Below are 21,728 nucleotides of genomic sequence, written 5' to 3'. Positions count from 1 at the left end.
CCGCGATGGTCTTGAATGCTGATGTCAGGCACTGTAATTGCTCTAGTCACTAGAGCTTCAAGAGGCAAAATGCATGTTTTCGATCGGTGATCTCTCCCGCCGCACCGGGGTCAAGGTGCCCACCATCCGCTACTACGAGCAGATGGGCCTGGTCGCCGCACCCGAGCGCTCGGAAGGCAACCAGCGCCGCTATTCTAGGCAAGAGCTGGAACGGCTGGCCTTCATCCGCCACGCTCGCGACCTCGGCTTCGCCGTCGAAGACATCCGCGCGCTGATCGAATTGAGCGGCCATCCCGAGCAGCCTTGCGGCCATGCCGACAAGATTGCCGGGGAGCAGCTAATTTCGGTTCGCGAAAAGATCGCCCAGCTGAAGCTGCTGGAAACCGAGTTGGAACGTATCGCCTCCTGCTGCGACGGCAAGACGGTCGGCGACTGCTACGTCATCCGCGCGCTGTCGGACCACGCGTTGTGTACCGACGAGCACGGGTGAGTAGGCCTCTCGCCCCTACAGCTCGATCCGGAACCGCAAGCTCTCCACGCCGCCATAGGCCGCGTCCTCGAAGAAGCGCTCGACGAGCTTGCCGCCATTGGCCAGGATCACCTTGTGCGATGCCGGATTGCCCGGCTTCGCGGTAACCTCGACATAGGGCAGGCCAACGGCCCTCGCCTCGTCCAGCATCAGTCGCAAGGCCTCGGTCGCGTAGCCGCGACGGCGCTTCCACGGCACCACCGCATAGCCGATATGGCCAAGCACATGCGACGGCAGGTCCCCCGTGCCCTTCTGCCAGCGGAAGCCGATCGAGCCCACTGCCTCGCCGTCCCAGATCCAGCGCCGGAATCCCGGCAGGCGCGGCACTTGTGTGCCGTCGGGCAAGGTGATCGGGCCACCCCTGGCCTCGGGATCATCGAGGCTGGCGAGAAAGGCCACCGGATCCTGCTCTATCGCCGCGAGCTGCTCGCGCGTTGCATCAAGGAGCCGAACATTGTCCGGCGACCAGCCGCGCTCGAGCGCGGCCTTGTAGGACGGCAGATGTTCAAGTGCTGGTTTGACGATCTCGACCATGGTCCATGCTCCCTGGCCGCAGGCATAACCGTGGCCGGCAGAAGGCTCAAGCCGGTGCCGTCCGGAAGTGAACTTCGCTAAACAAGATGTGTCTCGCCGATTGATGCGAGAGATCTTATGATTGGCCGCGAGTGGCAACACTTGCAAGATTCGCAAGGTTTCGACAGGAGAATTGATCCGGTGCGGTTGAGATCTGCCCCTCTGGGTGTCGTCATCACCCTCAGCCTTCTTGTCGTCGCCATAGCGCTGACGGCGACGGTACGATCCTTCGCCGCGCCCTCCGGCGTCCCGGCCTGGCTGCAGGCCCATGTCGGCGACAGCGATGGCCAGATCTCACAAGTGGTACTGGAGCGAGCGCGCGCGCTCTACCTGAAAAACGTGGCGCAAGGCGCGGTCAGGAACCCCTGCTATTTCGCCATGGATGCGACACGTCCAGGCGATCTCGGCAATGGCGTGCTCGGGCGCCGCTACTATGTCGTCTGCGAGGCCAGCCAGTCGTTTCGCGCCATCGCATCGGGTCACGGGGCCGGCAAGAACCTGAAAGGCACGGTCGATTTTTCAAACGGCAGGCGGTGCTCCAAGAACTTCGGCAATGCCATGGATTCGGAACTGACGGCCGGTGGCGCCTACATGACCCGCGAGACGAAGACGTCGTTCAAGGGTTTTTACCGCACCGGCGCCAAGCAGGACGCCGCCTTCCTGCGCACATTCATCCAGTTCGACGGCCAAGGCGAAGCCGCCAATGCCAGGCAGCGCGTGATCGGCGGCCACGCGGCGCAGGTGTTGCGGGCCATGTGCATGCGCAAAAGTCCCAACAGCTCCTATGCCGACCATGATGGCCTGGTGCCGTTCGGCAAGCTGGTGGACTATGCCGGCGGCCGCAGCAATGGCTGCACCAGCTGGTCGCCGGCGGATGCCCAGCAGATCATCTCGATGGTCAAGGACAACCCGACGACGCTCTACATCTATCCGGAATCGCATGACATCGCCGCCGTCGCGCAGGCGGCAAAAAACCATTCGCTAGCTGGCACCAACCTCTATTGGAACGCATCCTGCCTGAAGGAAATCGGCGCGCCGAAATTCTGGCCGCGCAAAAGCCTCGAGCCGATGATCGCCCAGTACAAGAAGGATCATCCCGCAGCACCCGCGCAGCCGCTGCCGATGTGCAAGGAGCCGTAACGCGCGCCCTACTGCAGCAGGCCCTTGACGATGCCGCTTGCCTTGCCGAAATCCATCTGGCCGGCATATTTCTGCTTCAGCGCGGCAATCACCTTGCCCATGTCCTTCTGGCTGGCAGCACCCGTCGCCGCGATCGCTTCGCGTGCGGCAGCCGCAATGGCTGCGTCGTCAAGCTGGGTCGGCAGGAAGCCGCGGATGATCTCCATCTCGCCGCGCTCCTGCGCCGCCAATTCCGGCCGCTTGCCGTCTTCGAAGGCCTTGGCCGATTCCTCGCGCTGCTTCACCATCTTGGCCAGGATCTGCAGGATCTCCTCGTCGCTGGCGGGGTCCTTGGCCGAACTGCGATTGGCGATGTCGCGATCATGAATGGCGGCCTGGATCAGCCGCAATGTCGGCAGCCGGTGCTTGTCCTGCGCCTTCATCGCGCTCTTCAGGGATTCGGCGATTTTCGCGCGCATGGTACTTTCTCCTTCGAACGGCGCGGACAATAACCGTGGCGAACTCGCAAAGCAAATCTCATCAAGCCACTGATATTGTTCAACGAAATAAAACATCATGGTTTTGGCGCGGCATCATTGACCGCTCTGGCCCCTTCCCCTATGTACTCGGCCTTGCATAAGACAATGAATTGACGTGCGCGGGCTCGAGAGATCGTTGCCGCGCCGGAAGCTGCGCAGATGGCTCGCGGGGCCACTCGAAGCGCGCAGCCTGATAGGAGTGCCGCCATGGCCGAGATGACCGCCCCCTGGGCAACCGAAAAGCCGACCGCCCTGCTGGTGCTGGCTGACGGCACCGTCATCGAAGGTCGCGGCCTGGGCGCCACCGGCTCCGCCGTCGCCGAAGTCTGCTTCAACACCGCGCTCACCGGCTACCAGGAGATCCTCACCGACCCGTCCTATGCCGGCCAGATTGTCACCTTCACCTTCCCGCACATCGGCAATATCGGCACCAATGGCGAGGACATCGAAGACCTCAACCCGGCCGCACGCGCCGGCACCGTCGGTGCCGTGTTCAAGGCCGACGTCACCAACCCGTCCAACTACCGTGCCGTCGGTGGTCTCGACCAGTGGCTGAAGAAGCGCGGCATCGTCGCGCTGTCGGGCATCGACACCCGCGCGCTCACCGCGCTGATCCGCGAAAAGGGCATGCCCAACGCCGTCATCGCGCATGCGCCCGACGGCGTCTTCGACCTCGACGATTTGAAGCAGCGCGCCGCCGCATGGTCCGGCCTGATCGGGCTCGACCTCGCCAAGGAAGTCACGTCGGGCCAGTCTTCCGTGTGGCGCGAGACGCCCTGGGTATGGAACGAAGGTTTTGGCGAACAGGCCGAGCCGTCCATGCACGTCGTGGCCATAGACTACGGCGTCAAGCGCAACATCTTGCGCCTGCTTGCCGGTCTCGGCGCCAAGGTCACCGTGGTTCCGGCTAACACTGGTTCGGAAGAAATCCTCGCCATGCAGCCGGACGGCATCTTCCTCTCCAATGGCCCCGGCGACCCGGAAGCCACCGGCGACTATGCCGTGCCGGTCATCCGGGATCTGCTGAAGACCGACATTCCGGTGTTCGGCATCTGCCTCGGCCACCAGATGCTGGCGCTGGCGCTCGGCGGTAGGACCGCCAAGATGCACCAGGGCCATCACGGCGCCAACCATCCGGTCAAGGATCACACCACCGGCAAGGTCGAGATCGTCTCGATGAACCACGGCTTCGCCGTCGATGCCGACTCGCTGCCCGAGGGCGTCGAGGAAACCCATGTCTCGCTGTTCGACGGCTCGAACTGCGGCATCGCGCTGACCGGCCGCCCGGTGTTCTCGGTCCAGCATCATCCGGAAGCCTCCCCCGGCCCGCAGGACTCGCACTATCTGTTCCGCCGCTTCGTCAACCTGATCCGCGAAAAGCGCGGCGAGGAATTGCTGGCGGAAAGGGCCTGATCCTGCAAGATTGGCGATTTGCGATAATATCGCTTAACTCTTAGCGATAAATCTGCGATATTGCTCTTCGTGAAGACGATCATCCTTTCGGTATCGGCGGCTCGCGATCTCGACAACCTGCCCGCCGATATTCGCGAGCAAGTCTCCGAAGGTTTGATCGCTTACGCCGTCACCGGCAGTGGAGATGTAAAGCGTCTTTCCGGCAGGGACGGCTACAGGCTGCGGATCGGCCGCTACCGCGTCATATTCGATGAAGATCGCGCCACCATCCTTGCGATCTACATCGGCAAGCGTGAGACGACGACTTACAGTCGGCCATAGGACAGGACATCATGAACGCCCCGCAAATCATAAAGACCTCAACCGGCGAAGAACTGGTCGTCATCCCAAAGGCTGATTACGAGGCATTGCTGCATGCCGCCGAAGAAGCCCTCGAAGACGCCGCGGATGTAGCGATCTACGACGAACGGAAGGCTGAACTCGAAACCGAGAAGGCCCTGCCCGCTGACGTAACCGTGGATATCTTGCGAGGTTCCAGCCGCCTAAAGGCGCTCCGCAACTGGCGCAAACTGACACAAGCAAAATTGGCCAGTGCGATCGGTGTCAGCCAGGGCTTCCTGTCGGACCTCGAATCCAATCGCCGCAAGCCATCGGCACAGACCAGCGCGATGCTGGCAAAGACGTTGGATGTCCCTGCCGAGTGGATTGAATCCTAATCCCTGAACTTAGGCCACCGGCCGCCCTTCGCTGGCCTCCAGTATGGCGAACCATTGCTGGCGATCGAGCACGATGTCGAGCGCCTTGACCATGGCCGCCAGCCTTTCCGGCTTCATTGAGCCCAGCACCGGCACCAGCCGGGCCGGATGACGCAGCAGCCAGGCGATGGCGACGGTGGCGAGATCGCCGGCGCCGATTTCGGCGGCCACCGCCGCGAGCGCTGCCCGTACCCGAGCTTCCCGGCTTTCCTTGCCGGTGAACAGCGAGCCGCCGCCAAGCGGCGACCAGATCATCGGCGCGTAGGCCAGACGCTGCGCGTGGTCGAGACTGCCGTCGGTCAGCGCCGACGTCTTGAGCACCGACATCTCGATCTGGTTGGTGGCGAGCGCAAACGGCAGCCGCGAGGCCAGCAGATCGAACTGCGACGGCGTGAAATTGGAAACACCGACCGCCCTCACCTTGCCTGATTTGACCAGTCCAGCCAGTGCCGCCGCCGTCTTATCGGCATCCATCAGCGGGTCCGGCCGATGCAGCAGCAACAGATCGAGATAGTCGGTGCCGAGATTGGTGAGCGAGCGGTCGACCGAGGCCGCGATATGGGCAGCGCTGGTGTCATAGTGCTTCAGCCGGTTTTGCGGCCGGTTGGCCGAGGCCAGCATGATGTCGCATTTCGAGATCAGTTCGATCCCCTCGCGCTTGCCCTTCCAGTGTGACAGCCCGGCGCCGAATGCCGCCTCCACCTCGTAATTCCCGTAGATGTCGGCATGGTCGAAACTGGTCTGGCCGAGGTCGACGGCCGTGCCGATCAGCCGGGCGACCTGATCTGCATCCGGGCGGGCGCCGCCGTCGAGGAGACGCCAGGCACCGAAGACCAGCCGCGACAGCGACACCCCGTCCCTGGTCAGCGCGATGCGGCTGTCATTGCTCATTTCTGCGCTCATATCTGCGCCCCATCTTCTGCGACGTCGGAGGTGACGGTCCTGACCGTCGCCGGCCTCGCCACCTTGGTGACGAAGACGATAACCGCCAGCAACAGGAAACACGCACCGACCAGATAGGGCGCGCCGCCGAAGGTCACCGGCGCGCTTGGTCCGGTGAACCAGGAAAAGATCGCGGTGTAGAGCAGCGGCGTGATGATCGAGGTGATCGAGAAGATCGAGGTCATCGCGCCCTGCAGTTCGCCTTGTGCCGAAGGGGGAGCCTTGGCGGCGGCGAGGCTTCTCAGCGGCGGATCGGCCAGCGCTTCCAGGCAGCCGACGACGATCACCGCATAGACCATCCATCCCTGCGAGGCGAAGGCGTAGCCAAAGGCGCTCGCCGCCGTGAAAGTCAGGCCGATGACCGCCGTCCTCCACTCGCCGAGCCTCGGGATGACGCGCGGCAGCACCGTGCCCATGACGATCGCGCCGCACAGGCCGAAGGCGCCGAGCGAGAAGCCGATCTGCTGCTCGCTCCAGCCATAGCGGTAGTTGGAAACGAACGACCACACCGCCGGATACATCATGTGCCCGAGCGTCATCAGGAAGAAGACGAGCCCGATCCAGCCGATACCTTCGAACTGGCGCATCTGCAGCAGCGTGCCGACCGGGTTGGCGCGTTTCCACTCGAAGCGGCGGCGATGCTTTTCATCGAGCGTTTCGGGCAGGAAGAACATCGCGATCAGGAAGTTCACGAAGGCGAGGCCGGCGGCGAAAAAGAACGGCACGCGCGGTCCGAACGTGCCGAGCAATCCGCCCAGCACCGGCCCGATGACGAAGCCGACGCCGAAGGCGATGCCGAGCAGGCCGAAATTCTTCGCCCGGTTCTCGTCGTTCGAGATGTCGGCGATGAAGGCCGACGTCGTCGAATAGCTAGCGCCCGAAATGCCGGCCAGCACACGGCCGATGAACAGCATCGGATAGGACCAGGCGATGGCGCAGATCAGATTGTCGATGGAGAAGGTCAGCACCGAGGCAAGCAGGATCGGCCGCCGTCCGAACCGGTCGCTCAGGCCGCCCATGATCGGCGCGAAGAAGAACTGCATGGCCGCATAGACGAAGAACAGCCAGCCGCCCTCGATCGCCGCTTCACTGATGCCAACGCCGGTCAATTCCCTGAGAAAAGCCGGCAGCACCGGCATGATCATGCCGAAGCCGATAATGTCGAGCAGCAGCGTGGTGAAGACGAGCGCCAGGCCCCGCCTGGCGGTTTTGGGGTCGATCATGATGGGTCAATCTCCTCCGGCCGCCCTTGGCGCGCAGGCGGACGCACCTTATAGGCGAACCCGCAAAAAGGAACAATGCGAGAACAGGCAGGAATCGTCGATACTGACTCTCCCTGACGGCGACTTCGTCGTCAGGCCTGCGCGGTGAGGCGAGTGCTCAAAGCGCGCCTGTCATCGTGTTGCAATCCGACAGCTTGCCGCTCTTGTAGCCGCGCGCCAGCCAGGTCTGCCGCTGCTGCGAGGTGCCGTGGTTGAAGCTTTCCGGCACGACATAGCCCTGCATCTTCTTTTGCAGCGTGTCGTCGCCGATCTGCTTGGCGGCGTTCAGCGCGCTTTCGATGTCGCCTTGCTCCAATATGCCCTTCTGCGCGGTGAAATGCGCCCACACGCCGGCGAAGCAGTCGGCCTGCAACTCTATGCGCACCGACAGCTGGTTGGCATCGGCTTCGCTCATGCCTTGCCGCATCTGGTTGAACTTGCCCATGATGCCGGTCAGGTTCTGCACGTGATGGCCGACCTCATGCGCAATGACATAGGCGCGGGCGAATTCACCGGAAGCGCCGAACTGCTGGTCGAGCTGCTGGAAGAAGGTCATGTCGAGGTAGACCTTGTGGTCGCCGGGGCAATAGAAAGGTCCGGCCGACGAGGAAGCAGCGCCGCAGGCAGAGCGGATTTGCCCACTGAACAGCACCAGCTTCGGGTTCTCGTAGGTCAGGCCTTGCGACTTGAAGATGCCGGTCCAGGTGTCCTCGGTGTCGGCGAGCACGGTCGCGACGAACTGCTTCATCTCGTCATTGGCGGGCGTACCCGCGCCGCTGCCCTGGCCGCCGCCGTTGTCGGTGACCTGGCCACTCCCGCCCGGCAGCAGGCTACCGTCGCCGCCGCCCAGGATCGCCGAGGGATCGAAGCCGAAATACCAGCCTGCGATCACCACCAGGATGACGAGGAGGATACTGCCGCCGCCACCGGTCCGGCCACCGATGGGAAGTTGGAACCCGCCGCCACCGCCACCGATCCCACCGCCGCCGCTGTCGCTGCGGTCGTCCTCGATATTGTCACTCTGACGACGGCCTCTCCAGAGCATGGCAACTCCCCGTGATGCAAACTTCCTCGTTGCTCCGGCTTGCCGGCTCAACCCAACAAACAATTATCCCAATGGTTGCGCCAAGTCACAGTATTTTTCGTCACTGAGGCGACGCCGGCGTGATGGCCTCAGCGCACTGGCCGAGACCGGCCAAGGCCTGTAGCATCGCCGCAAGCAAAGGGGGCGTGAGGCTGAAGACGGTCGGTCAATTCCTGTCGTTGTTCGCGGCGCTGCTCTGCCTTGGCTTGCCAAGCGCCGGCGCGGTGACGCTCGATTCCAGCGTTGCTGTCACCGATCCCGCCACCTTGCAGGCGCTGGAGCGCGGCGGCCTGTCGATCAGCCGCCTGCTCGGCCCAGCACTCGGCCTCACCCGCGACGTCGACAATCGCGGCCTGTTTTCCGTGCCGGCGCTGGCCACGGTGCGCGACACGGTCAAGCAGGAGATATCAGATGAGCCTAAGACCAGCCCCGACCCCTATGTCGCCGCCATGGCCAGGTCGAGCGACATCAGCCAGAAATTCAATCCGAAATACATCGACGATGACGGCTCGACGCTGGACCTGACCGGCGTCGTCAACCGCATGGATCGCGGCTATCTCGGCCACACCGAATGCGGCGAGATCCGGCTGATCTACCGCTTCCACTATTCGGTCGCCGAAAAACCGGCCAAGGGCAAGGTGGCGCAGCGCATCTCCTCGCGCCTGCCGCTGACCATGAGCCTGGTCTTCAACGCCAAGCCCGGGCGGGCTCAGGCGCGCGCCTCGAAGGACCTGCCAAGCGCCACCGATGTGTCCTGCGCCGAAATCGCCCAGCGCTGGCTTGCCGCCGGCCAAAAAGACCTGCCGCCCGAACAGCTTGCCGGATGGCTGCGCTCTGACGACGGGCCGCTGTCCGGCGCCATGCTCAATTCCTCGCAGATCATGCGGCTCGAACTCAACATGCAGGTGCTGCGCCTATCGGCCTCGACCCGGCGCGATTTCGGCGGCCATGCCGAATATCTCCTGAAAATCTTCAAGTGGAACCCGGCGACGTCGAGCTTCTATGAATCGAAGATGGAGAACCAGATCGACCGGGCGACGGTTCTGGCCGACGTCAAGTCCTTCGCCAAATGGCTGCTCACCGACCGCAACATCTATGATCTCGACCATGGTCGGTTGGTCATCGACGAAAAGTTCCTGGCCGAGAGCGCAGTCTCTGTTGCACCCGGCGGCCTGAGCCGCTCGCAGAACAACATCGCCTATGGGCTGGTCGACGATGCCGATATCGACAAGGCGCTGAAGGATTACGTCGCACGGGGCAACACGCTCGCCACCATCAAATCGGTCGCCGGCTTCGATCTGCGGCTGAACGAAATGAGCTGCACCGGCTGCCACCAGACGCATGGCATTGCCGGCTTTCACTACACCGGCGCCGATCCGGCCAGCGAACCGCGCCGCAACGCCGTCTTCGTGCCGGGCTCGGCCGTCTTCTTCGCCGACCTGCCGCGCCGCCGCGCCATCGTCGAGCAATTCGCCGCCGGCGGCCATCCCGATTTCACCAGAGGTTTCGCCGCCCGTCCCGACCAGAAATATGCCGAGGCGCTGAAGGGCACCGACCTCTACAATGGCTGGGGCTCGATCTGTTATCGCGGTGACGATGCAAGCTTTAAGGACTGGACCTGTGGCGCCGGCCTGCGCTGCGCGGGTGTCCACGAAAGCGCCATCCATCCGGGCTTCGGCACCTGCGTCAGCGAGAAGGGCACCGCGGTCGGCGACCCCGTCGAATTCGGCGAGATCAAGATGTCGACATGGGGCAACGACCAGTATTGCCGCCTCTCGCCGGCCACCGCCAAGGCCTGCGCCATCGACCCCGCGCGGGACAAGAAACCATTGGTCAAGCTCGCCGGGTATGGCGCGGCGCGCCAGCGCTACGACAACCCCGAACAGAAGACCGGCGGCTTTCCCGGCGGCATGCTGCGCAAGGCGACCTGCGACAAGCTGCCCGACGAGGCAACCTGCGGGCGCCTCGCCAAGACCGGCTTCAACGACTGCATCGCCTCGGGCAAGGACCACAAATTCTGCACCAAGGAATTCACCAAGACCGCCGGCCTGCGCGCCTGCGACAAGGCGCACCCCTGCCGCGAGGATTATATCTGCACCGCAGGCTATGACGATTTGCCAGAAGCGAAGCCTGGCGAGGGCACCTGCATCCCGCCCTATTTCATCTTCCAGTTCCGCGTCGACGGCCACCCCAGAAGCTGGGTGCAGGATGTCCGCGAGTGAGCATGCCTTGATCGTTGCATCCAGGCGCATCGCTGCAGGCGGCTTGCGCCGATAAGCGCTGATATCGGCCTGGCCTCAGCTTTTCTGCTTGGCGCCGGCGCTCTTGCCGTCGGAGCTTTTCGAGCGCTCCTCGAAGCGTGCGGCACCCTTCTTCAGGGGATGACCGGTCTCAGCCTCGGTCTTGCGCTCGTCCTTCGCCGCGGCCTGCTTCAAGCCCTTGGCTGCCTGCTTGCCCTTTGCGGTCGGTGCCTGTTCGACGCCCATTGCTTCCTCCCTTGGCGCGACAATCGCGCACTGTCAGGAGCAACGTGCGTAAGGTGCGGCGGTTCCACTTATCGGAGAACGGTAGGGCGCCTTAGCGCGGCGCCGTCATCGCCTTGCGAAAAGCGTCCAGTGTCTCGGCGCTGACATGGTGCTCGATGCCCTCGGCATCGATGCGCGCCGTTTCCGGGCTGACGCCGAGCGAGCGCAAGAAGGCTTCCACCGTCTGGTGGCGGATGCGGCTTTCCTCGGCGACCTTGCGGCCGGCCTCGGTCAGGAACACCCCGCGATAAGGCTTTCTCGAGACCAGTCCGTCGGCGCAGAGCCGCGTCAGCATCTTGGCCACCGTCGGCTGGGCGACGCCGAGCCGTGCGGCGATGTCTACCTGGCGCGCCTCGTTGCCGTCCTCGATCAGGTCGGCGATCAGCTCGACATAATCCTCGACCAGCGCGCTGCGGCGCGCTTGGCGCTGCTGCCGGAAGCCTTCCGAATGGACATCGGCGTCGGGCAGTGGCTCACGCGGGACCGGTCTGTTCTTCAGCGCCAATGCGCGCTCCTCCTCGGGAGTTTGGCCGTCGGCGCTTTTATAGCACGGGCTCTGATTCTTCAGGCCGTTTATTTGCATTCCCCCACAGGCGCAACCGGCGTTTCCGATTAGCCCTTTCGCACCCAAGTCCGCATGTCCGATAAAAAGCACAAACAATGAAATATAGCCTATTGCATAATGTTGAGCCATGGCATAGCTTGCGGAGATCTCCCAGAAGTCGCGGAAAGCCTTTCCATGTCTGAAGCAGAAGCCACAGCCCCCCGATCCTCATGGCGGTTCGCCGGGCGGGACGAGGACGATCAGCCCAGCCTGCGCGAAGTCAATTCGACCATCGCGGTGCCGAGTTCCGGCGTCTGGTTCCGCCGGCTGTTCGCTTTCATGGGGCCGGGCTACATGGTTTCGGTCGGTTACATGGACCCCGGCAACTGGGCGACCGACCTCGCCGGCGGCGCCCAGTTCGGCTACACGCTTTTGTTCATCATCATGCTGTCCAACCTGATGGCGATCCTCTTGCAGGCGCTCGCCGCCCGCCTCGGCATCGCCACCGGCCGCGACCTCGCCCAGGCCTGCCGCGCCTACTATCCCCGCCCGGTCAATTTCGTGCTGTGGATCGCCTGCGAACTCGCCATCATCGCCTGCGACCTCGCCGAAGTCATCGGCACCGCGATCGCCTTGAAGCTTCTGTTCGGCATTCCGCTGATCGGCGGCGCCATGCTCACCGCGCTCGACGCCTTCCTCGTGCTGCTCCTGATGAACAAGGGGTTCCGCTATCTCGAAGCCTTCGTCATTGCGCTTTTGATCATCATCTTCACCTGCTTTGCCATCCAGATCTTCGTCGCCGCCCCGCCGGCCGGCACGATCCTGCACGCCATGTTCGTGCCGTCCCCCGAGATCGTCACCAACCCGGCAATGCTCTACATCGCCATCGGCATCATCGGCGCCACGGTCATGCCGCACAATCTCTATCTGCACTCCTCGATCGTTCAGACCCGTGCCTATGAGCGCACCGAAAAGGGCAAGCGCGACGCCATCAAATGGGCGACGACGGACTCCACCATCGCCCTGATGTTGGCGCTGTTCGTCAACGCCGCCATCCTGATCGTCTCGGCGGTCGCCTTCCACAACACCGGCCACCAGGACGTCGCCGAGATCGAAGACGCCTTCAAGCTTCTGTCGCCGCTGCTGGGCCTCAGCATCGCCTCCATCCTGTTCGCCGTGGCGCTGCTGGCGTCGGGCCTGAACTCGACGGTGACGGCGACACTCGCCGGCCAGATCGTCATGGAAGGCTTCCTGCGCCTGCGCATCCCCAACTGGGCGCGCCGCCTTTTGACCCGCGGCCTCGCCATCATCCCGGTGGTGGTCGTCACCGCGCTCTATGGCGAGAAAGGCACCGGCCAGTTGCTCGTGTTCAGCCAGGTGGTCCTGTCGATGCAGCTGCCCTTCGCAGTGGTGCCGCTGGTGCAGTTCGTCTCCGACAAGAAGAAGATGGGCAACCTCGCCATTCCGCGTGGTGTGGCAGCCCTCGCCTGGGTGGTCGCGGCGATCATCCTAGTGCTCAACTTCAAGCTGCTCTACGACACGCTGTTCGGGGTCGGCTGAAGTTCCATCCGATCGCGAGACAAACCGCCAAATCGCGCTATCATCCTGGCGTCATGAGCAACATTGAAGACATCAGGAGATTCTACGCCCGGCTGATGGCGGCTAATGCCGCCTCATCCGACCCACGCCTGGAGGAGGTGTTCGCCAGCGTGCCGCGCGAGGCCTTTCTCGGCCCCGGACCGTGGACGATCGTCGCCGGCAACGGCAAGATCACGACGCCGAGCGCCGACCCGGCCCATGTCTACCAGAACACGTGCTGGTGGCGCTCGATGCCGACAAGGGCATCAACAATGGCGAGCCGTTCCTGCACGCCATGTGGATCGGGAAACTGGCACCAAAACCCGGCGAGATCGTCACGCATATCGGCGCCGGCACCGGCTACTACACCGCCTTGCTGGCGAGGCTGGTTTCGCCTGATGGCACCGTCACCGCCTTCGAGTTCGACGACAGGCTGGCCGCGCTGGCGCGCAAGAATCTCGAAGCCTATGGCAATGCGACCGTCGTCCATGGCGATGCCGTGACCACGCCCTTGCCGGCATCCGACATCATCTATGTCAACGCCGGCGTCGTCGCCCCACCGGCTGCATGGCTGAAGGCGCTGCGCCCCGGCGGCCGCATGATCTTCCCCTGGCGCCCGGCCGAGCGCGTCCCGCTGGCAGTGATGGTGACCCGTACCGAAAAGGGCTTCGCCTGCGATCCGTTCATGCGCTCCTGGTTCATCCCCTGCTTCGGTGCCTCGGTTGCCGATCTTGCGGCAAAGATCCCGACGCGAGAGCAGGCGACGCACAGCCGCTCGATCTGGCTGACAAGCGACAAGGCGCCGGACGGCACCGCCACGGCCATCTTCGGCGACGTCTGGTTCTCGTCGAAAAAACTTGGCGCCAAACCCGGCAGTTGACGCATCGATGGCCGGATCAGCTCAAAATTTCTCAGGCCCCTGTCGGGATGGTCTTGGGCCGGCCGTCCTTGGGCCATAGTCCGGCCGCGACGGCGTGGATGGAACCAGGGAGAAGACCATGAGAAAAATCATCGCCGCCACCTTCGTCAGCCTCGATGGCGTCATGCAGGCACCGGGCGGGCCGGAAGAGGATCCGGTCGGCGGCTTCAGGTTCGGCGGCTGGACCTTCCATTACTTCGACGAGATAGCGGGCGCGGCAATGGAGGAACTGTTCTCCAAACCCTTCGACCTGCTGCTCGGCCGCAAAACCTACGACATCTTCGCCGCCTACTGGCCCTATCAGAAAGATCCGATCGCCGATGCCTTCAACCCCGCGACCAAATATGTGGCGACGCATCGGCCGGATTCGCTGACATGGCAGAACACGCAATCGCTTGGGCCTGATATCGTCGCGACGGTGCGCCGCCTCAGCCAAGAGGATGGACCCGACCTGCTCGTCCAGGGATCGGGCAATCTGATCCAGACCTTGCTCGCCAACGGGCTGATCGACGAGATCAGGCTGATGATCTTCCCGCTGTTGCTGGGCAAGGGCAAGCGGCTATTCAGCAACAGCGCAATGCCGGCAGCCTTCAAGCTTGCCAAGTCGCAGACATCAAGCACCGGCGTCATCGTGGCGACCTATGAACGCGCGGGTGAAATCAAGGTCGGCTCGTTCGCGCAGGAGACACCGTCGGATGCCGAGATAGAGCGGCGGAAGAACTGGAAGTAGCGGGGACGGCCTTGGCACCTTTCCTCTCCCTCCGGAGGGGGGAGAGGTGGCGCTGCGAAGCAGCGACGGAGTGGGGGAAGCCATTCGCCAAATGCATCGCCGTAAGACAGGCAGAACCAGGCGGGCAAGACCCGGGCCAGCGGTAATCAGGTGGAAAAAGATCGACCCCCACTCCGTCGAGCTTCGCTCTGTCCAGCCGATAGATGGGTAACAGTTTGAACCGGATACTGGAGTGCGCCCCTCGGGCCGGACAGATTGAACAAGCGGAATTGACTTGGAAGCCGGGCTTTCGAAGGATGGAAGCCCATGGTGACTTATCGCACGCACAGCATCGAGTTCAAACGTCAAGTAGTGCAGGAGTACCTCTCCGGCGAGACGCTGCATGGTCTCGCCAAGCGGCACACACTGCCGCGCAACCTGATCCGCATCTGGGTCCAGAAATACGAGGCCGGCTCCTTCGACGAGGACGTGGCGGCGGCTGACACGATGCAGACCTATGAGGCGCGGATCGCAGCGCTGGAGCGGCTGGTAGGCCGACAAGCCTTGGAAATCGAGTTTCTAAAGGGGGCTCTGAAAAGCGCACCACGTCCCAGAAGCGGCACTACATCCGTAATCACCGGCCCGGTGGTGTCTCCATCGCTGAAGGATGCCGGCTGATGGGGATCGCGCGATCAACCTACTACGATCAGCCCGAAACCGCCGTGGATGACACAGCGCTCGTCGAGACGATGGGTGAGATCTCCGACAGCTTCGAAGCTTACGGCTATCGCCGCATGCAGGCGGCGCTGCGGCAGCGCGGCATCGTCGTCAACCACAAGAAGGTCAGACGGTTGATGCGCGAGCATGATCTGCAGCCCAGGATTAGGCGGCGCTTCATCGCCACTACGGACAGCGATCACGAGTTGCCGATCTTCCCGAACTTGGCGAAGAACGTGACACCCGACGGCCCGAACCAGCTCTGGGTGAGCGACATAACCTACGTGACGATTACGGTAGGCTTCGTCTACGTCGCTGTCATTTTGGATGCCTGGTCACGCAAGGTCGTTGGTTACGCCATCGGCCGATCGATCGACGCGCGCTTGACCGTTGCAGCATTGAAGGCGGCAATCGAACGACGAAAGCCACCGCCGGGCTGCGTCCATCACTCGGATCGAGGCTCGCAATATGCCGCACTCCTCTACCGCAATCTTCTCGCCGAGCACGATCTTATTGGATCAATGGGCCGGCGCGGCAATCCCTACGACAATGCGAAAGCGGAAAGCTTCATGAAGACGATGAAGGTCGAAGCCGTCTATCCGATGGCCTACGAAACCTTCGCCGACGTCGCTGAGGACCTTCCCCGCTTCATCGATGAGGCTTACAACACCCGCCGATTGCACTCAGCGCTCGGCTATCTCAGCCCACAACAGTTCGAGGACCAACACGCCCGGCAGATGGTCAAAACTGCGGCTTGATCCTGTCCGGCCCGGGGGGCGCACTCCACCAGTGGATGAACCCCAAGGGCTGGGCAATGGGGCTGGGCGCGGCGGCTTCGTTCGCCGCCCTTGGCGACGGGCCGGGGCAGCTTGCCTTGCTGCTCGGCTCGACCTTCGGCCTCACCGCCGCCATCTCGCTGTCCATCTGGTGCGTCGCCGGCATGGTGCTGGCCCGGCTGCTCAAGACCGAATGGCAATGGCGCGCGCTCAACATCGTGCTGGCGCTGGTGCTGGCCGCCTCGATCATCCCGATGTGGCGGTCGGCTTAGGGCGCGGACCTAGCAGGACTTGGGTTCCTCGCCCCCGCCATAGCGGGGGAGAGGGGGCTGGCGCCAGCGGCTGGAAAGGATTCCTTGAGGTTCGTTCACAGACAGGCTTGAGGTCCGTTCACATTCAGGATTGCGCCAGTCCCTCTCTCCGTCTCGGCTTCGCCGAGCCACCTCTCCCCCCACTCCGTGGGGGCGAGGAACCCCAAGCATGGATGGCCCTCAAGCCGCGTAACGCGCCGCCGGCTTGTCGGCGTGCAGGCTGCCGTAGAAGGCCTGGCGCGCACCGAGGAACGTGTCCAGCTTGGCCGCGTCGACAAGCGCTGGCACTGTGACGGCTTCGCCCCTGGCCAGGCCGACAAGGGCGGCATCGACCATGTCGTCCGCCGTCATGATGATTTCCTTTGGAAGCTGGTCGATATCGCTGCCGGCAAGTTCCCAGAAATCAGTCCGCGTCGCGCCCGGCAGCACCACTTGCACCTTCACGCCGGTACCGGCGACCTCGCGATGCAGCGCTTCGGTGAAGTTGACGACATAGGCCTTGGTGCCGCTGTAGATGCCGCCGAACGAGGTGTCATAGGCAAGCACCGAGGCGATGTTGACGATGGCGCCGCGGTTGCGCGCCAGAAGCCCCGGCAGCACGGCACGGGTCAGGCGGGTGAGCGCCACGACATTGACCTTGATCATGCGCTCGGCCACATCCGCATCCGCCGTTGCAACGACCTGCGCACCGCCAAGACCGGCATTGTTGACGAGCAGCGTCACGCTGTCGTCGGCTGCTATCACCCGCTCGACACGGCGCACATCATCGTCGTTGGAGAGATCGGCTGTGATGAAGCTGACCTTGCGGTCATAGGCGTAGCGCAGCTTCTCGGCCAATTCCTCGAGCCGGTCGGCGCGTCGCGCCACCAGAACCAGATCATAACCCTGCCCTGCCAGCCGGTCCGCATAAACCGCGCCGATGCCCGATGAAGCGCCGGTGACGACGGCCGTGCCCTTGTTTGTCTGTCCACTCATTGTCCTGTTCCTTCTGTTGCTGACTGGCGAGACAGGCCGATATCCCTCGGTCCCGCCGCCTAATATCCAATTAGTGGCATATGCCACTTTCCGGGAAATAGGTATATGCCACTATCTTGTCAACGGAGGCGGCAGAAACTATTTCTGCGGCAGGCCGGCGGACACTTTTGCCGGCGAGGAGTCGTGATGACCAAGACTGCGATGCCGGGATTTAGCCCTTGCAACAATGCAACGTTGCGGCGCGCTGCGCGCAAGCTCGGCCGCTTCTATGACGATGTGATCTCGCCTTCGGGCCTGAAGGGCACGCAATTCGGCCTGCTGTACCAGATTCAGGTCAGCGACGAGCCGGCGATGGGCACGATAGCCGAGGCGATGGTCATGGATCTGTCGGCGCTCGGCCACACGCTGAAGCCGCTGATCCGTGACGGCTTTGTCGAAGCCTTCGCCGACAAGGACGATCGCCGCGTCAAGCGGGTGCGGCTGACACCCCAAGGCGTCGCCAAGCTCGAGGAGGCAACGAAATTATGGAGCATTGCCCAGCAGCGCTTCGAGGCTATGGTCGGCGAGCAACGGGCCGCCGACCTGCGCGCCATGCTGGATGAAGTCGCCGCACTGGACTACGAGGCGCCGGCGGCCGCTCTTCCAGGCTGAACGAGCGGCCGCCAGTCATATCTGCAGGAAGTTCTACTCCGCTGGCATCGCCAGCGGCCGCGCCAGCATCCGCCCGGCCAGCACGATGCCGAGCCCGATCAAAGGGAAGGCAGCGGCGACCAGGCCGAGATCAGCCGGCACGCCGTAGCGCAGCACGCCACCGCCAACCACCGCACCCAGCGCGACGCCGAGATAGAGCGCCGAGCCGTTTAGCGACAGCACGATCGGCGCGGCATCGGGCGCCAGCTTGATGATGCGGCTGGCCTGCGCCGGCGGGAACGCCCAGCCGACAATGCCCCACGGCACCATCATCGCCATCAGCGCCGGGCCGGCAATGTGCTGCGGCAGGAAGGTCGGGATGACCGACAGTATCACCAGCATGGCCGCGCTCAGCGTCAGCGACCAGCCGACGGTGCGGGTGGCGCCGAAACGATCGGCCGCCTGGCCGCCGGCAATGTTGCCGATGACGGCGCCGACGCCAAAGGCGAGCAGCATGCCCGGCAGCGCGATCTCGCTCAGCCCGCCACTCTCGATGGCCAGCGGCGCGACATAGGCAAAGACGGTGAAGGCGCCGGTCAGCGCCAGCAAAGTGGTCAACAGGATCGGCATCACGCCGGGCCGCATCGCCGCCGCCAGGCGCCGCTTCAGCGGCAGCTTGGTGCCGACGATGCCGCGCGGCAGCCGGTACCACAGGATCGCGCCGGCGAGCGCGCCAAGCCCGGCAATGGCATAGAAGGTGCCGCGCCAGCCGGCAAAGGCCGCGACCAGCGCGCCGAGCGGCGCGCCGACCGCGACCGCCACCGTTGTGCCGCCGACGACGACGGCAATGGCACGCGCCCGGTGATGGTCATCGACCAACGCCACCGCCGTGCCCTGCGCGGTCGCCGCGAACAGGCCCGACGACAGCGCCATGATAATGCGAGCGATCAGAAGCACTTCGAAGGAGGAACTCATCGCTGCCACGACATTGCCGATGACGAAGAACACCAGCGTCCACAGGATGACGCGGCGCCGGTCCCATTCGCCGGTCAGCGTCGCCAGGATCGGCGTGCCGACCGCATAGGCGAGTGCAAAGGCGGTGATCAGCGTGCCGGCGAGTGGAATCGAGATGCCGGCATCCCTTGCGATGTCGGGCAGAAGGCTGGAGATGACGAAGCCTTCGGTCGAAATCGCAAACGATCCGAGCGCAAGCCAGAATATCCGCTTGTCCATGACATGTGTCCTTAGTTCAAAAGTTATTGAACAATTGGACATAGCAGGGCATGATGTCAATGAAGCCCGGGCAAAATAGCTGAACCTTCCTGACAGCCCTGTGTCAGCACGGTCAGCCAAAACGGTATCGAGAGGGGAACAGCGTGCACGGGCGAAGGAGGATCGACGCGTTGAAATCGGCCCGAACTGTGCTTAGGTTCCAGCCATGACGTTACCTCATCCCAATACGGACCAGATCAGCCTGCCCATCGTGCTCGGCGTGCTCGGCGACCCGACGCGGCTCGCCATCGTGCGCTACCTTGCCAGCAAGGAAGGCGTGCCGCTGAACTGCAGCCAGTTCCTCGATCTCGGCTCCAAGACCAATCTCAGCTACCATCTCGCCAAATTGCGCGAGGCCGGCGTCACCCGCGCCGAAGTGGTCGGCACCAACCGCATGATCACGCTGCGCCGCGCCGACCTCGACGCCCGCTTCCCCGGCCTGCTCGACAGCGTCATCGCCGCGGCTGGTGACGACCCTGCTTTGCCGGCGGTCGGCGGCCACGACCTCGAAGCGCTGGGCTGACTTCGCAGGACTTGGGTAGCCGTTCCGACCAGTCATTCATCATCCACGGAGCCCGCATGCACATAGCCGTCCTCGCCGATATCCATGGCAACGTCCTGGCGCTCGACGCCGTGCTCGAGGACTTGGCGCGGCGCGGCGGCGCTGACCTCACCGTCAATCTCGGCGACAGCGTTTCCGGCCCGCTGTGGCCGCGCGAGACGTTTGAGCGGCTGGAAGCGCTGAACCTGCCGACGGTGCGCGGCAACCACGACCGCCGCGTCGCCGCCGATCCGGCCGACGAGACCATGTGGGCTTCGGACGTCTATGCGCAGGAACGGTTGACCGAGGCGCAGCGCGCGGTGCTGTTTGCCCAGCCGCTGACGCTGGAGATCGCGGCCGGTATTGTCGCCTTCCATGCCCGCCCCGACCATGACGAAAAGTATCTGCTCGACGCGGTCGTCGATGGCCAGCTGGTGCGCGCGCCACTGGCGGCGATCCGGCGGCGGCTGAAGGCGCTCGACCCGGCCTGCCGCATTGCGCTGTGCGGCCACAGCCATCGCGCGGAGTTGGTCCGCATCCCCGGTGGTCCCGTCATCTTCAATCCGGGCAGCATCGGCTGCCCCGCCTATGACGATGACACCCCGCCGGCGCATGTTTCCGAACAGGGTTCGCCGCATGCGCGCTACGGCATCGTCACCTTGGGTGGCGAGGGCCAGCACGACCGCTTCGAGGCGATCGCCGTCGACTACGACCACGAGGCGGCGGCGCGACAAGCCGAGCAGGCGGGTCGGTCGGAATGGGCGCATGCGCTCAGGACTGGCTTCATGCCAGGCTGAACTTGTTGATGCCGGGCTGAACGCTTCACATTCGGGCTGAAAAAGGCGTGAACATCTCGCTTGTAGACACGGCGCCGCGCCGTCGCTTATAAAACCGGCTTCGCGTGCGGCAGCGTTTTCGGGTTCTGGCGGTGCCTTTGGTAATGCAATTGATCGCCGACAGCCAAGTGATGAGGCGCCGCCTGCGGACAATTCTCTACGCGCTGATCGCCGCTCCGTCGTTGCTGACGGCGTTTGCGGCAGCTTTCCCTGCCCATGCCGAAGACACGCCCTTCATCTCCATCGTCAGCGGGTTGGCCCCCGACGACTTGCTCAATGTCCGCGCCAAGCCCTCGCCGATCGGTAAGACCGAGGCCCGCATCGCCAATGGTGCGAGCGTCACCAACCTTGGCTGCAACGACGTTGACGGACATCAATGGTGCAAGATTGTCTCGGACAATCCGAAAGCCACCGGCTGGACGCCGGCGCGTTATCTCGTTCCCGTCAATCCGGCACACGTGCCAGACACCGACCAGCCGACGGGAGTTCAGGCCGCGACGCCTGCCGACCCCAGCCTACCGGCGCCCGACCTGACGGCGCGGCTCGGCGATGTGGCCCATCCGGCCGCTCCTGAAACGCCGGCGAAATCCGCCGCCGACACCGCAATGCAGGATGCCTATGGCCTGGCACTGGCGGCGGCCGCAACCCCGTCGACCGGAGACGACCCCGCGGCCCCCGCCCAGGACGCCACCGTCGACACGCAGACCGTCGCCGACCTGCCGCCGCAGCCCGCAGCTCTTGCCCCGGGCAACGTGGAGGTCCCCTGCGCGCGCTATGTCGGCCAGCCTATGGAGCGCTGCGCGGCGACCGTCGTCCGCAAGGGCGCCGACAAGGCCGACGTGACCGTAACCTGGCCCGACGGCGGCAGCCGCGTCATCTCATTCGACGCCGGCCTCCCGGCCAGTTCGGACGGACAAAGCGAATTCCGCTTCACCCGCGAGGGCAGCCTGAACATGATCCGCATCGGCGCTTCCGAACGCTTCGAGATCACGGACACGGTGGCGTTTGGGAACTAGGAGGCAGGGGAGTAAGGCAGTACGGCAATGGGGCAATATGTTTTATGCGCGCTCGAGCCTCCCCCTACTGCCCTACTACCCTACTACCCTACTACCCTACTACCCTACTACCCTACTACCCTACTGCCCGCTGCCTAATCCCTCATTTTCGGGGTTACATCCG

At 63.9% G+C, this 21,728-nt stretch carries 23 protein-coding genes and 2 pseudogenes; 16 read left to right on the top strand and 9 right to left on the bottom strand.

Translation table 11 applies throughout. The features are described 5' to 3' along the window. Window positions 1-73: 73 nt before the first annotated feature. Window positions 74-490, top strand: a complete 417-nt coding sequence (locus tag HGP13_RS13000; protein ID WP_172225710.1) for a helix-turn-helix domain-containing protein — start codon at window positions 74-76, stop codon at window positions 488-490. 15 nt (window positions 491-505) lie between these two features. Here HGP13_RS13000 and HGP13_RS12995 read toward each other — a convergent pair whose 3' ends face one another. Beyond that, window positions 506-1,063 carry a GNAT family N-acetyltransferase gene (locus HGP13_RS12995; RefSeq protein WP_172225707.1) on the bottom strand — a complete coding sequence of 186 codons (558 nt, stop codon included), beginning with the start codon at window positions 1,061-1,063 and terminating at the stop codon, window positions 506-508. Between the two features lie 180 nt (window positions 1,064-1,243). On the opposite strand from HGP13_RS12995, the gene HGP13_RS12990 reads away from it, so the two are divergent. Next, a complete protein-coding gene (locus tag HGP13_RS12990; RefSeq protein WP_172225702.1) occupies window positions 1,244-2,242 on the top strand; it encodes a hypothetical protein in 999 nt (332 codons plus the stop codon). 8 nt (window positions 2,243-2,250) lie between these two features. Here HGP13_RS12990 and HGP13_RS12985 read toward each other — a convergent pair whose 3' ends face one another. Continuing rightward, on the bottom strand, window positions 2,251-2,700 hold the full coding sequence (locus HGP13_RS12985) for a GatB/YqeY domain-containing protein (RefSeq protein WP_172225699.1): 450 nt from the start codon (window positions 2,698-2,700) through the stop codon (window positions 2,251-2,253). A 267-nt stretch (window positions 2,701-2,967) separates the two neighbouring features. Here HGP13_RS12985 and carA point away from each other — a divergent pair, with 267 nt between their 5' ends. The 3 genes from carA to HGP13_RS12970 all read left to right on the top strand — a co-directional run bounded on the left by carA (window position 2,968) and on the right by HGP13_RS12970 (window position 4,889). Further along, the gene (gene carA, locus HGP13_RS12980) at window positions 2,968-4,173 is read left to right on the top strand and encodes a glutamine-hydrolyzing carbamoyl-phosphate synthase small subunit (protein ID WP_172225696.1); all 1,206 of its coding nucleotides are present in this window, start codon (window positions 2,968-2,970) and stop codon (window positions 4,171-4,173) included. A 69-nt stretch (window positions 4,174-4,242) separates the two neighbouring features. Beyond that, window positions 4,243-4,494: a type II toxin-antitoxin system RelE/ParE family toxin gene (locus HGP13_RS12975; protein WP_172225693.1), complete on the top strand. Its 252-nt coding sequence runs from the start codon at window positions 4,243-4,245 to the stop codon at window positions 4,492-4,494. Between the two features lie 11 nt (window positions 4,495-4,505). After that, a complete protein-coding gene (locus HGP13_RS12970; RefSeq protein WP_172225690.1) occupies window positions 4,506-4,889 on the top strand; it encodes a helix-turn-helix transcriptional regulator in 384 nt (127 codons plus the stop codon). A 9-nt stretch (window positions 4,890-4,898) separates the two neighbouring features. Here HGP13_RS12970 and HGP13_RS12965 read toward each other — a convergent pair whose 3' ends face one another. The 3 genes from HGP13_RS12965 to HGP13_RS12955 form a co-directional block, all read right to left on the bottom strand. Beyond that, complete coding sequence (locus HGP13_RS12965) at window positions 4,899-5,819, bottom strand: aldo/keto reductase (RefSeq protein ID WP_172225687.1); 921 nt, start codon at window positions 5,817-5,819, stop codon at window positions 4,899-4,901. A gap of 8 nt (window positions 5,820-5,827) precedes the next feature. Continuing rightward, a complete protein-coding gene (locus HGP13_RS12960; protein ID WP_172225684.1) occupies window positions 5,828-7,093 on the bottom strand; it encodes a TCR/Tet family MFS transporter in 1,266 nt (421 codons plus the stop codon). Between the two features lie 157 nt (window positions 7,094-7,250). Then, on the bottom strand, window positions 7,251-8,177 hold the full coding sequence (locus HGP13_RS12955; protein ID WP_172225681.1) for a neutral zinc metallopeptidase: 927 nt from the start codon (window positions 8,175-8,177) through the stop codon (window positions 7,251-7,253). Window positions 8,178-8,362: 185 nt separating this feature from the next. On the opposite strand from HGP13_RS12955, the gene HGP13_RS12950 reads away from it, so the two are divergent. Continuing rightward, on the top strand, window positions 8,363-10,438 hold the full coding sequence (locus HGP13_RS12950; RefSeq protein WP_172225678.1) for a hypothetical protein: 2,076 nt from the start codon (window positions 8,363-8,365) through the stop codon (window positions 10,436-10,438). A 75-nt stretch (window positions 10,439-10,513) separates the two neighbouring features. Here the strand turns inward: HGP13_RS12950 and HGP13_RS12945 are convergent, their stop codons facing one another. Together HGP13_RS12945 and mntR are read right to left on the bottom strand one after the other, a co-directional pair. Further along, complete coding sequence (locus tag HGP13_RS12945) at window positions 10,514-10,702, bottom strand: hypothetical protein (RefSeq protein ID WP_019860505.1); 189 nt, start codon at window positions 10,700-10,702, stop codon at window positions 10,514-10,516. A 91-nt stretch (window positions 10,703-10,793) separates the two neighbouring features. Next, complete coding sequence (gene mntR, locus HGP13_RS12940) at window positions 10,794-11,246, bottom strand: manganese-binding transcriptional regulator MntR (protein ID WP_172225675.1); 453 nt, start codon at window positions 11,244-11,246, stop codon at window positions 10,794-10,796. A 234-nt stretch (window positions 11,247-11,480) separates the two neighbouring features. Between mntR and HGP13_RS12935 the strand changes: the two genes are divergently transcribed. The 6 genes and pseudogenes from HGP13_RS12935 to HGP13_RS12910 form a co-directional block, all read left to right on the top strand. Next, the gene (locus tag HGP13_RS12935; RefSeq protein ID WP_172225672.1) at window positions 11,481-12,845 is read left to right on the top strand and encodes an Nramp family divalent metal transporter; all 1,365 of its coding nucleotides are present in this window, start codon (window positions 11,481-11,483) and stop codon (window positions 12,843-12,845) included. A gap of 53 nt (window positions 12,846-12,898) precedes the next feature. Next, a pseudogene (locus HGP13_RS12930) lies at window positions 12,899-13,743 on the top strand (protein-L-isoaspartate O-methyltransferase). A gap of 118 nt (window positions 13,744-13,861) precedes the next feature. Beyond that, window positions 13,862-14,512: a dihydrofolate reductase family protein gene (locus HGP13_RS12925; protein ID WP_172225669.1), complete on the top strand. Its 651-nt coding sequence runs from the start codon at window positions 13,862-13,864 to the stop codon at window positions 14,510-14,512. A 306-nt stretch (window positions 14,513-14,818) separates the two neighbouring features. After that, window positions 14,819-15,169, top strand: coding sequence for a transposase (locus HGP13_RS12920; RefSeq protein ID WP_172225012.1), 351 nt, complete (start codon window positions 14,819-14,821; stop codon window positions 15,167-15,169). Further along, a complete protein-coding gene (locus tag HGP13_RS12915; RefSeq protein ID WP_172234687.1) occupies window positions 15,118-15,966 on the top strand; it encodes an IS3 family transposase in 849 nt (282 codons plus the stop codon). Before HGP13_RS12920 ends, HGP13_RS12915 begins: the two co-directional genes overlap by 52 nt. 14 nt (window positions 15,967-15,980) lie before the next feature. Then, window positions 15,981-16,256, top strand: a pseudogene (locus HGP13_RS12910) (LysE family translocator); the annotation flags it as partial. Window positions 16,257-16,475: 219 nt separating this feature from the next. Here HGP13_RS12910 and HGP13_RS12905 read toward each other — a convergent pair. Continuing rightward, window positions 16,476-17,270, bottom strand: a complete 795-nt coding sequence (locus tag HGP13_RS12905) for an SDR family oxidoreductase (RefSeq protein WP_172225666.1) — start codon at window positions 17,268-17,270, stop codon at window positions 16,476-16,478. Between the two features lie 186 nt (window positions 17,271-17,456). Here HGP13_RS12905 and HGP13_RS12900 point away from each other — a divergent pair, with 186 nt between their 5' ends. Then, window positions 17,457-17,921: a MarR family winged helix-turn-helix transcriptional regulator gene (locus HGP13_RS12900; RefSeq protein WP_172225663.1), complete on the top strand. Its 465-nt coding sequence runs from the start codon at window positions 17,457-17,459 to the stop codon at window positions 17,919-17,921. 33 nt (window positions 17,922-17,954) lie between these two features. Here HGP13_RS12900 and HGP13_RS12895 read toward each other — a convergent pair whose 3' ends face one another. Continuing rightward, window positions 17,955-19,133: an MFS transporter gene (locus HGP13_RS12895; RefSeq protein ID WP_172225660.1), complete on the bottom strand. Its 1,179-nt coding sequence runs from the start codon at window positions 19,131-19,133 to the stop codon at window positions 17,955-17,957. Between the two features lie 205 nt (window positions 19,134-19,338). Between HGP13_RS12895 and HGP13_RS12890 the strand changes: the two genes are divergently transcribed. The 3 genes from HGP13_RS12890 (at window position 19,339) to HGP13_RS12880 (ending at window position 21,565) form a co-directional block, all read left to right on the top strand. Then, complete coding sequence (locus HGP13_RS12890) at window positions 19,339-19,695, top strand: helix-turn-helix transcriptional regulator (RefSeq protein ID WP_172225657.1); 357 nt, start codon at window positions 19,339-19,341, stop codon at window positions 19,693-19,695. 56 nt (window positions 19,696-19,751) lie between these two features. Then, window positions 19,752-20,510: a metallophosphoesterase family protein gene (locus HGP13_RS12885; RefSeq protein WP_172225653.1), complete on the top strand. Its 759-nt coding sequence runs from the start codon at window positions 19,752-19,754 to the stop codon at window positions 20,508-20,510. Between the two features lie 143 nt (window positions 20,511-20,653). Continuing rightward, window positions 20,654-21,565 carry an SH3 domain-containing protein gene (locus HGP13_RS12880; protein WP_246707348.1) on the top strand — a complete coding sequence of 304 codons (912 nt, stop codon included), beginning with the start codon at window positions 20,654-20,656 and terminating at the stop codon, window positions 21,563-21,565. Window positions 21,566-21,728 lie beyond the last annotated feature (163 nt).

Source organism: Mesorhizobium sp. NZP2077 (assembly GCF_013170805.1).
Taxonomy (GTDB): Bacteria; Pseudomonadota; Alphaproteobacteria; order Rhizobiales; family Rhizobiaceae; genus Mesorhizobium.
The sequence above is the reverse complement of the archived record's forward strand: the minus strand, read 5'-3'. Positions and strand labels throughout refer to the sequence as shown.

What these genes read in the sequence shown, in the direction of transcription:
- HGP13_RS12900 (WP_172225663.1), top strand. Translation starts at nt 17,457, where the DNA reads ATGACCAAGACTGCGATGCCGGGATTTAGCCCTTGCAACAATGCAACG.
- HGP13_RS12965 (WP_172225687.1), bottom strand. Translation starts at nt 5,819, where the DNA reads ATGAGCAATGACAGCCGCATCGCGCTGACCAGGGACGGGGTGTCGCTG.
- HGP13_RS12920 (WP_172225012.1), top strand. Translation starts at nt 14,819, where the DNA reads ATGGTGACTTATCGCACGCACAGCATCGAGTTCAAACGTCAAGTAGTG.
- HGP13_RS12970 (WP_172225690.1), top strand. Translation starts at nt 4,506, where the DNA reads ATGAACGCCCCGCAAATCATAAAGACCTCAACCGGCGAAGAACTGGTC.
- HGP13_RS12960 (WP_172225684.1), bottom strand. Translation starts at nt 7,093, where the DNA reads ATGATCGACCCCAAAACCGCCAGGCGGGGCCTGGCGCTCGTCTTCACC.
- HGP13_RS13000 (WP_172225710.1), top strand. Translation starts at nt 74, where the DNA reads ATGTTTTCGATCGGTGATCTCTCCCGCCGCACCGGGGTCAAGGTGCCC.
- HGP13_RS12925 (WP_172225669.1), top strand. Translation starts at nt 13,862, where the DNA reads ATGAGAAAAATCATCGCCGCCACCTTCGTCAGCCTCGATGGCGTCATG.
- HGP13_RS12895 (WP_172225660.1), bottom strand. Translation starts at nt 19,133, where the DNA reads ATGGACAAGCGGATATTCTGGCTTGCGCTCGGATCGTTTGCGATTTCG.
- HGP13_RS12885 (WP_172225653.1), top strand. Translation starts at nt 19,752, where the DNA reads ATGCACATAGCCGTCCTCGCCGATATCCATGGCAACGTCCTGGCGCTC.
- HGP13_RS12945 (WP_019860505.1), bottom strand. Translation starts at nt 10,702, where the DNA reads ATGGGCGTCGAACAGGCACCGACCGCAAAGGGCAAGCAGGCAGCCAAG.
- carA (WP_172225696.1), top strand. Translation starts at nt 2,968, where the DNA reads ATGGCCGAGATGACCGCCCCCTGGGCAACCGAAAAGCCGACCGCCCTG.
- HGP13_RS12880 (WP_246707348.1), top strand. Translation starts at nt 20,654, where the DNA reads ATGCAATTGATCGCCGACAGCCAAGTGATGAGGCGCCGCCTGCGGACA.
- HGP13_RS12995 (WP_172225707.1), bottom strand. Translation starts at nt 1,063, where the DNA reads ATGGTCGAGATCGTCAAACCAGCACTTGAACATCTGCCGTCCTACAAG.
- HGP13_RS12905 (WP_172225666.1), bottom strand. Translation starts at nt 17,270, where the DNA reads ATGAGTGGACAGACAAACAAGGGCACGGCCGTCGTCACCGGCGCTTCA.
- HGP13_RS12985 (WP_172225699.1), bottom strand. Translation starts at nt 2,700, where the DNA reads ATGCGCGCGAAAATCGCCGAATCCCTGAAGAGCGCGATGAAGGCGCAG.
- HGP13_RS12955 (WP_172225681.1), bottom strand. Translation starts at nt 8,177, where the DNA reads ATGCTCTGGAGAGGCCGTCGTCAGAGTGACAATATCGAGGACGACCGC.
- HGP13_RS12890 (WP_172225657.1), top strand. Translation starts at nt 19,339, where the DNA reads ATGACGTTACCTCATCCCAATACGGACCAGATCAGCCTGCCCATCGTG.
- HGP13_RS12935 (WP_172225672.1), top strand. Translation starts at nt 11,481, where the DNA reads ATGTCTGAAGCAGAAGCCACAGCCCCCCGATCCTCATGGCGGTTCGCC.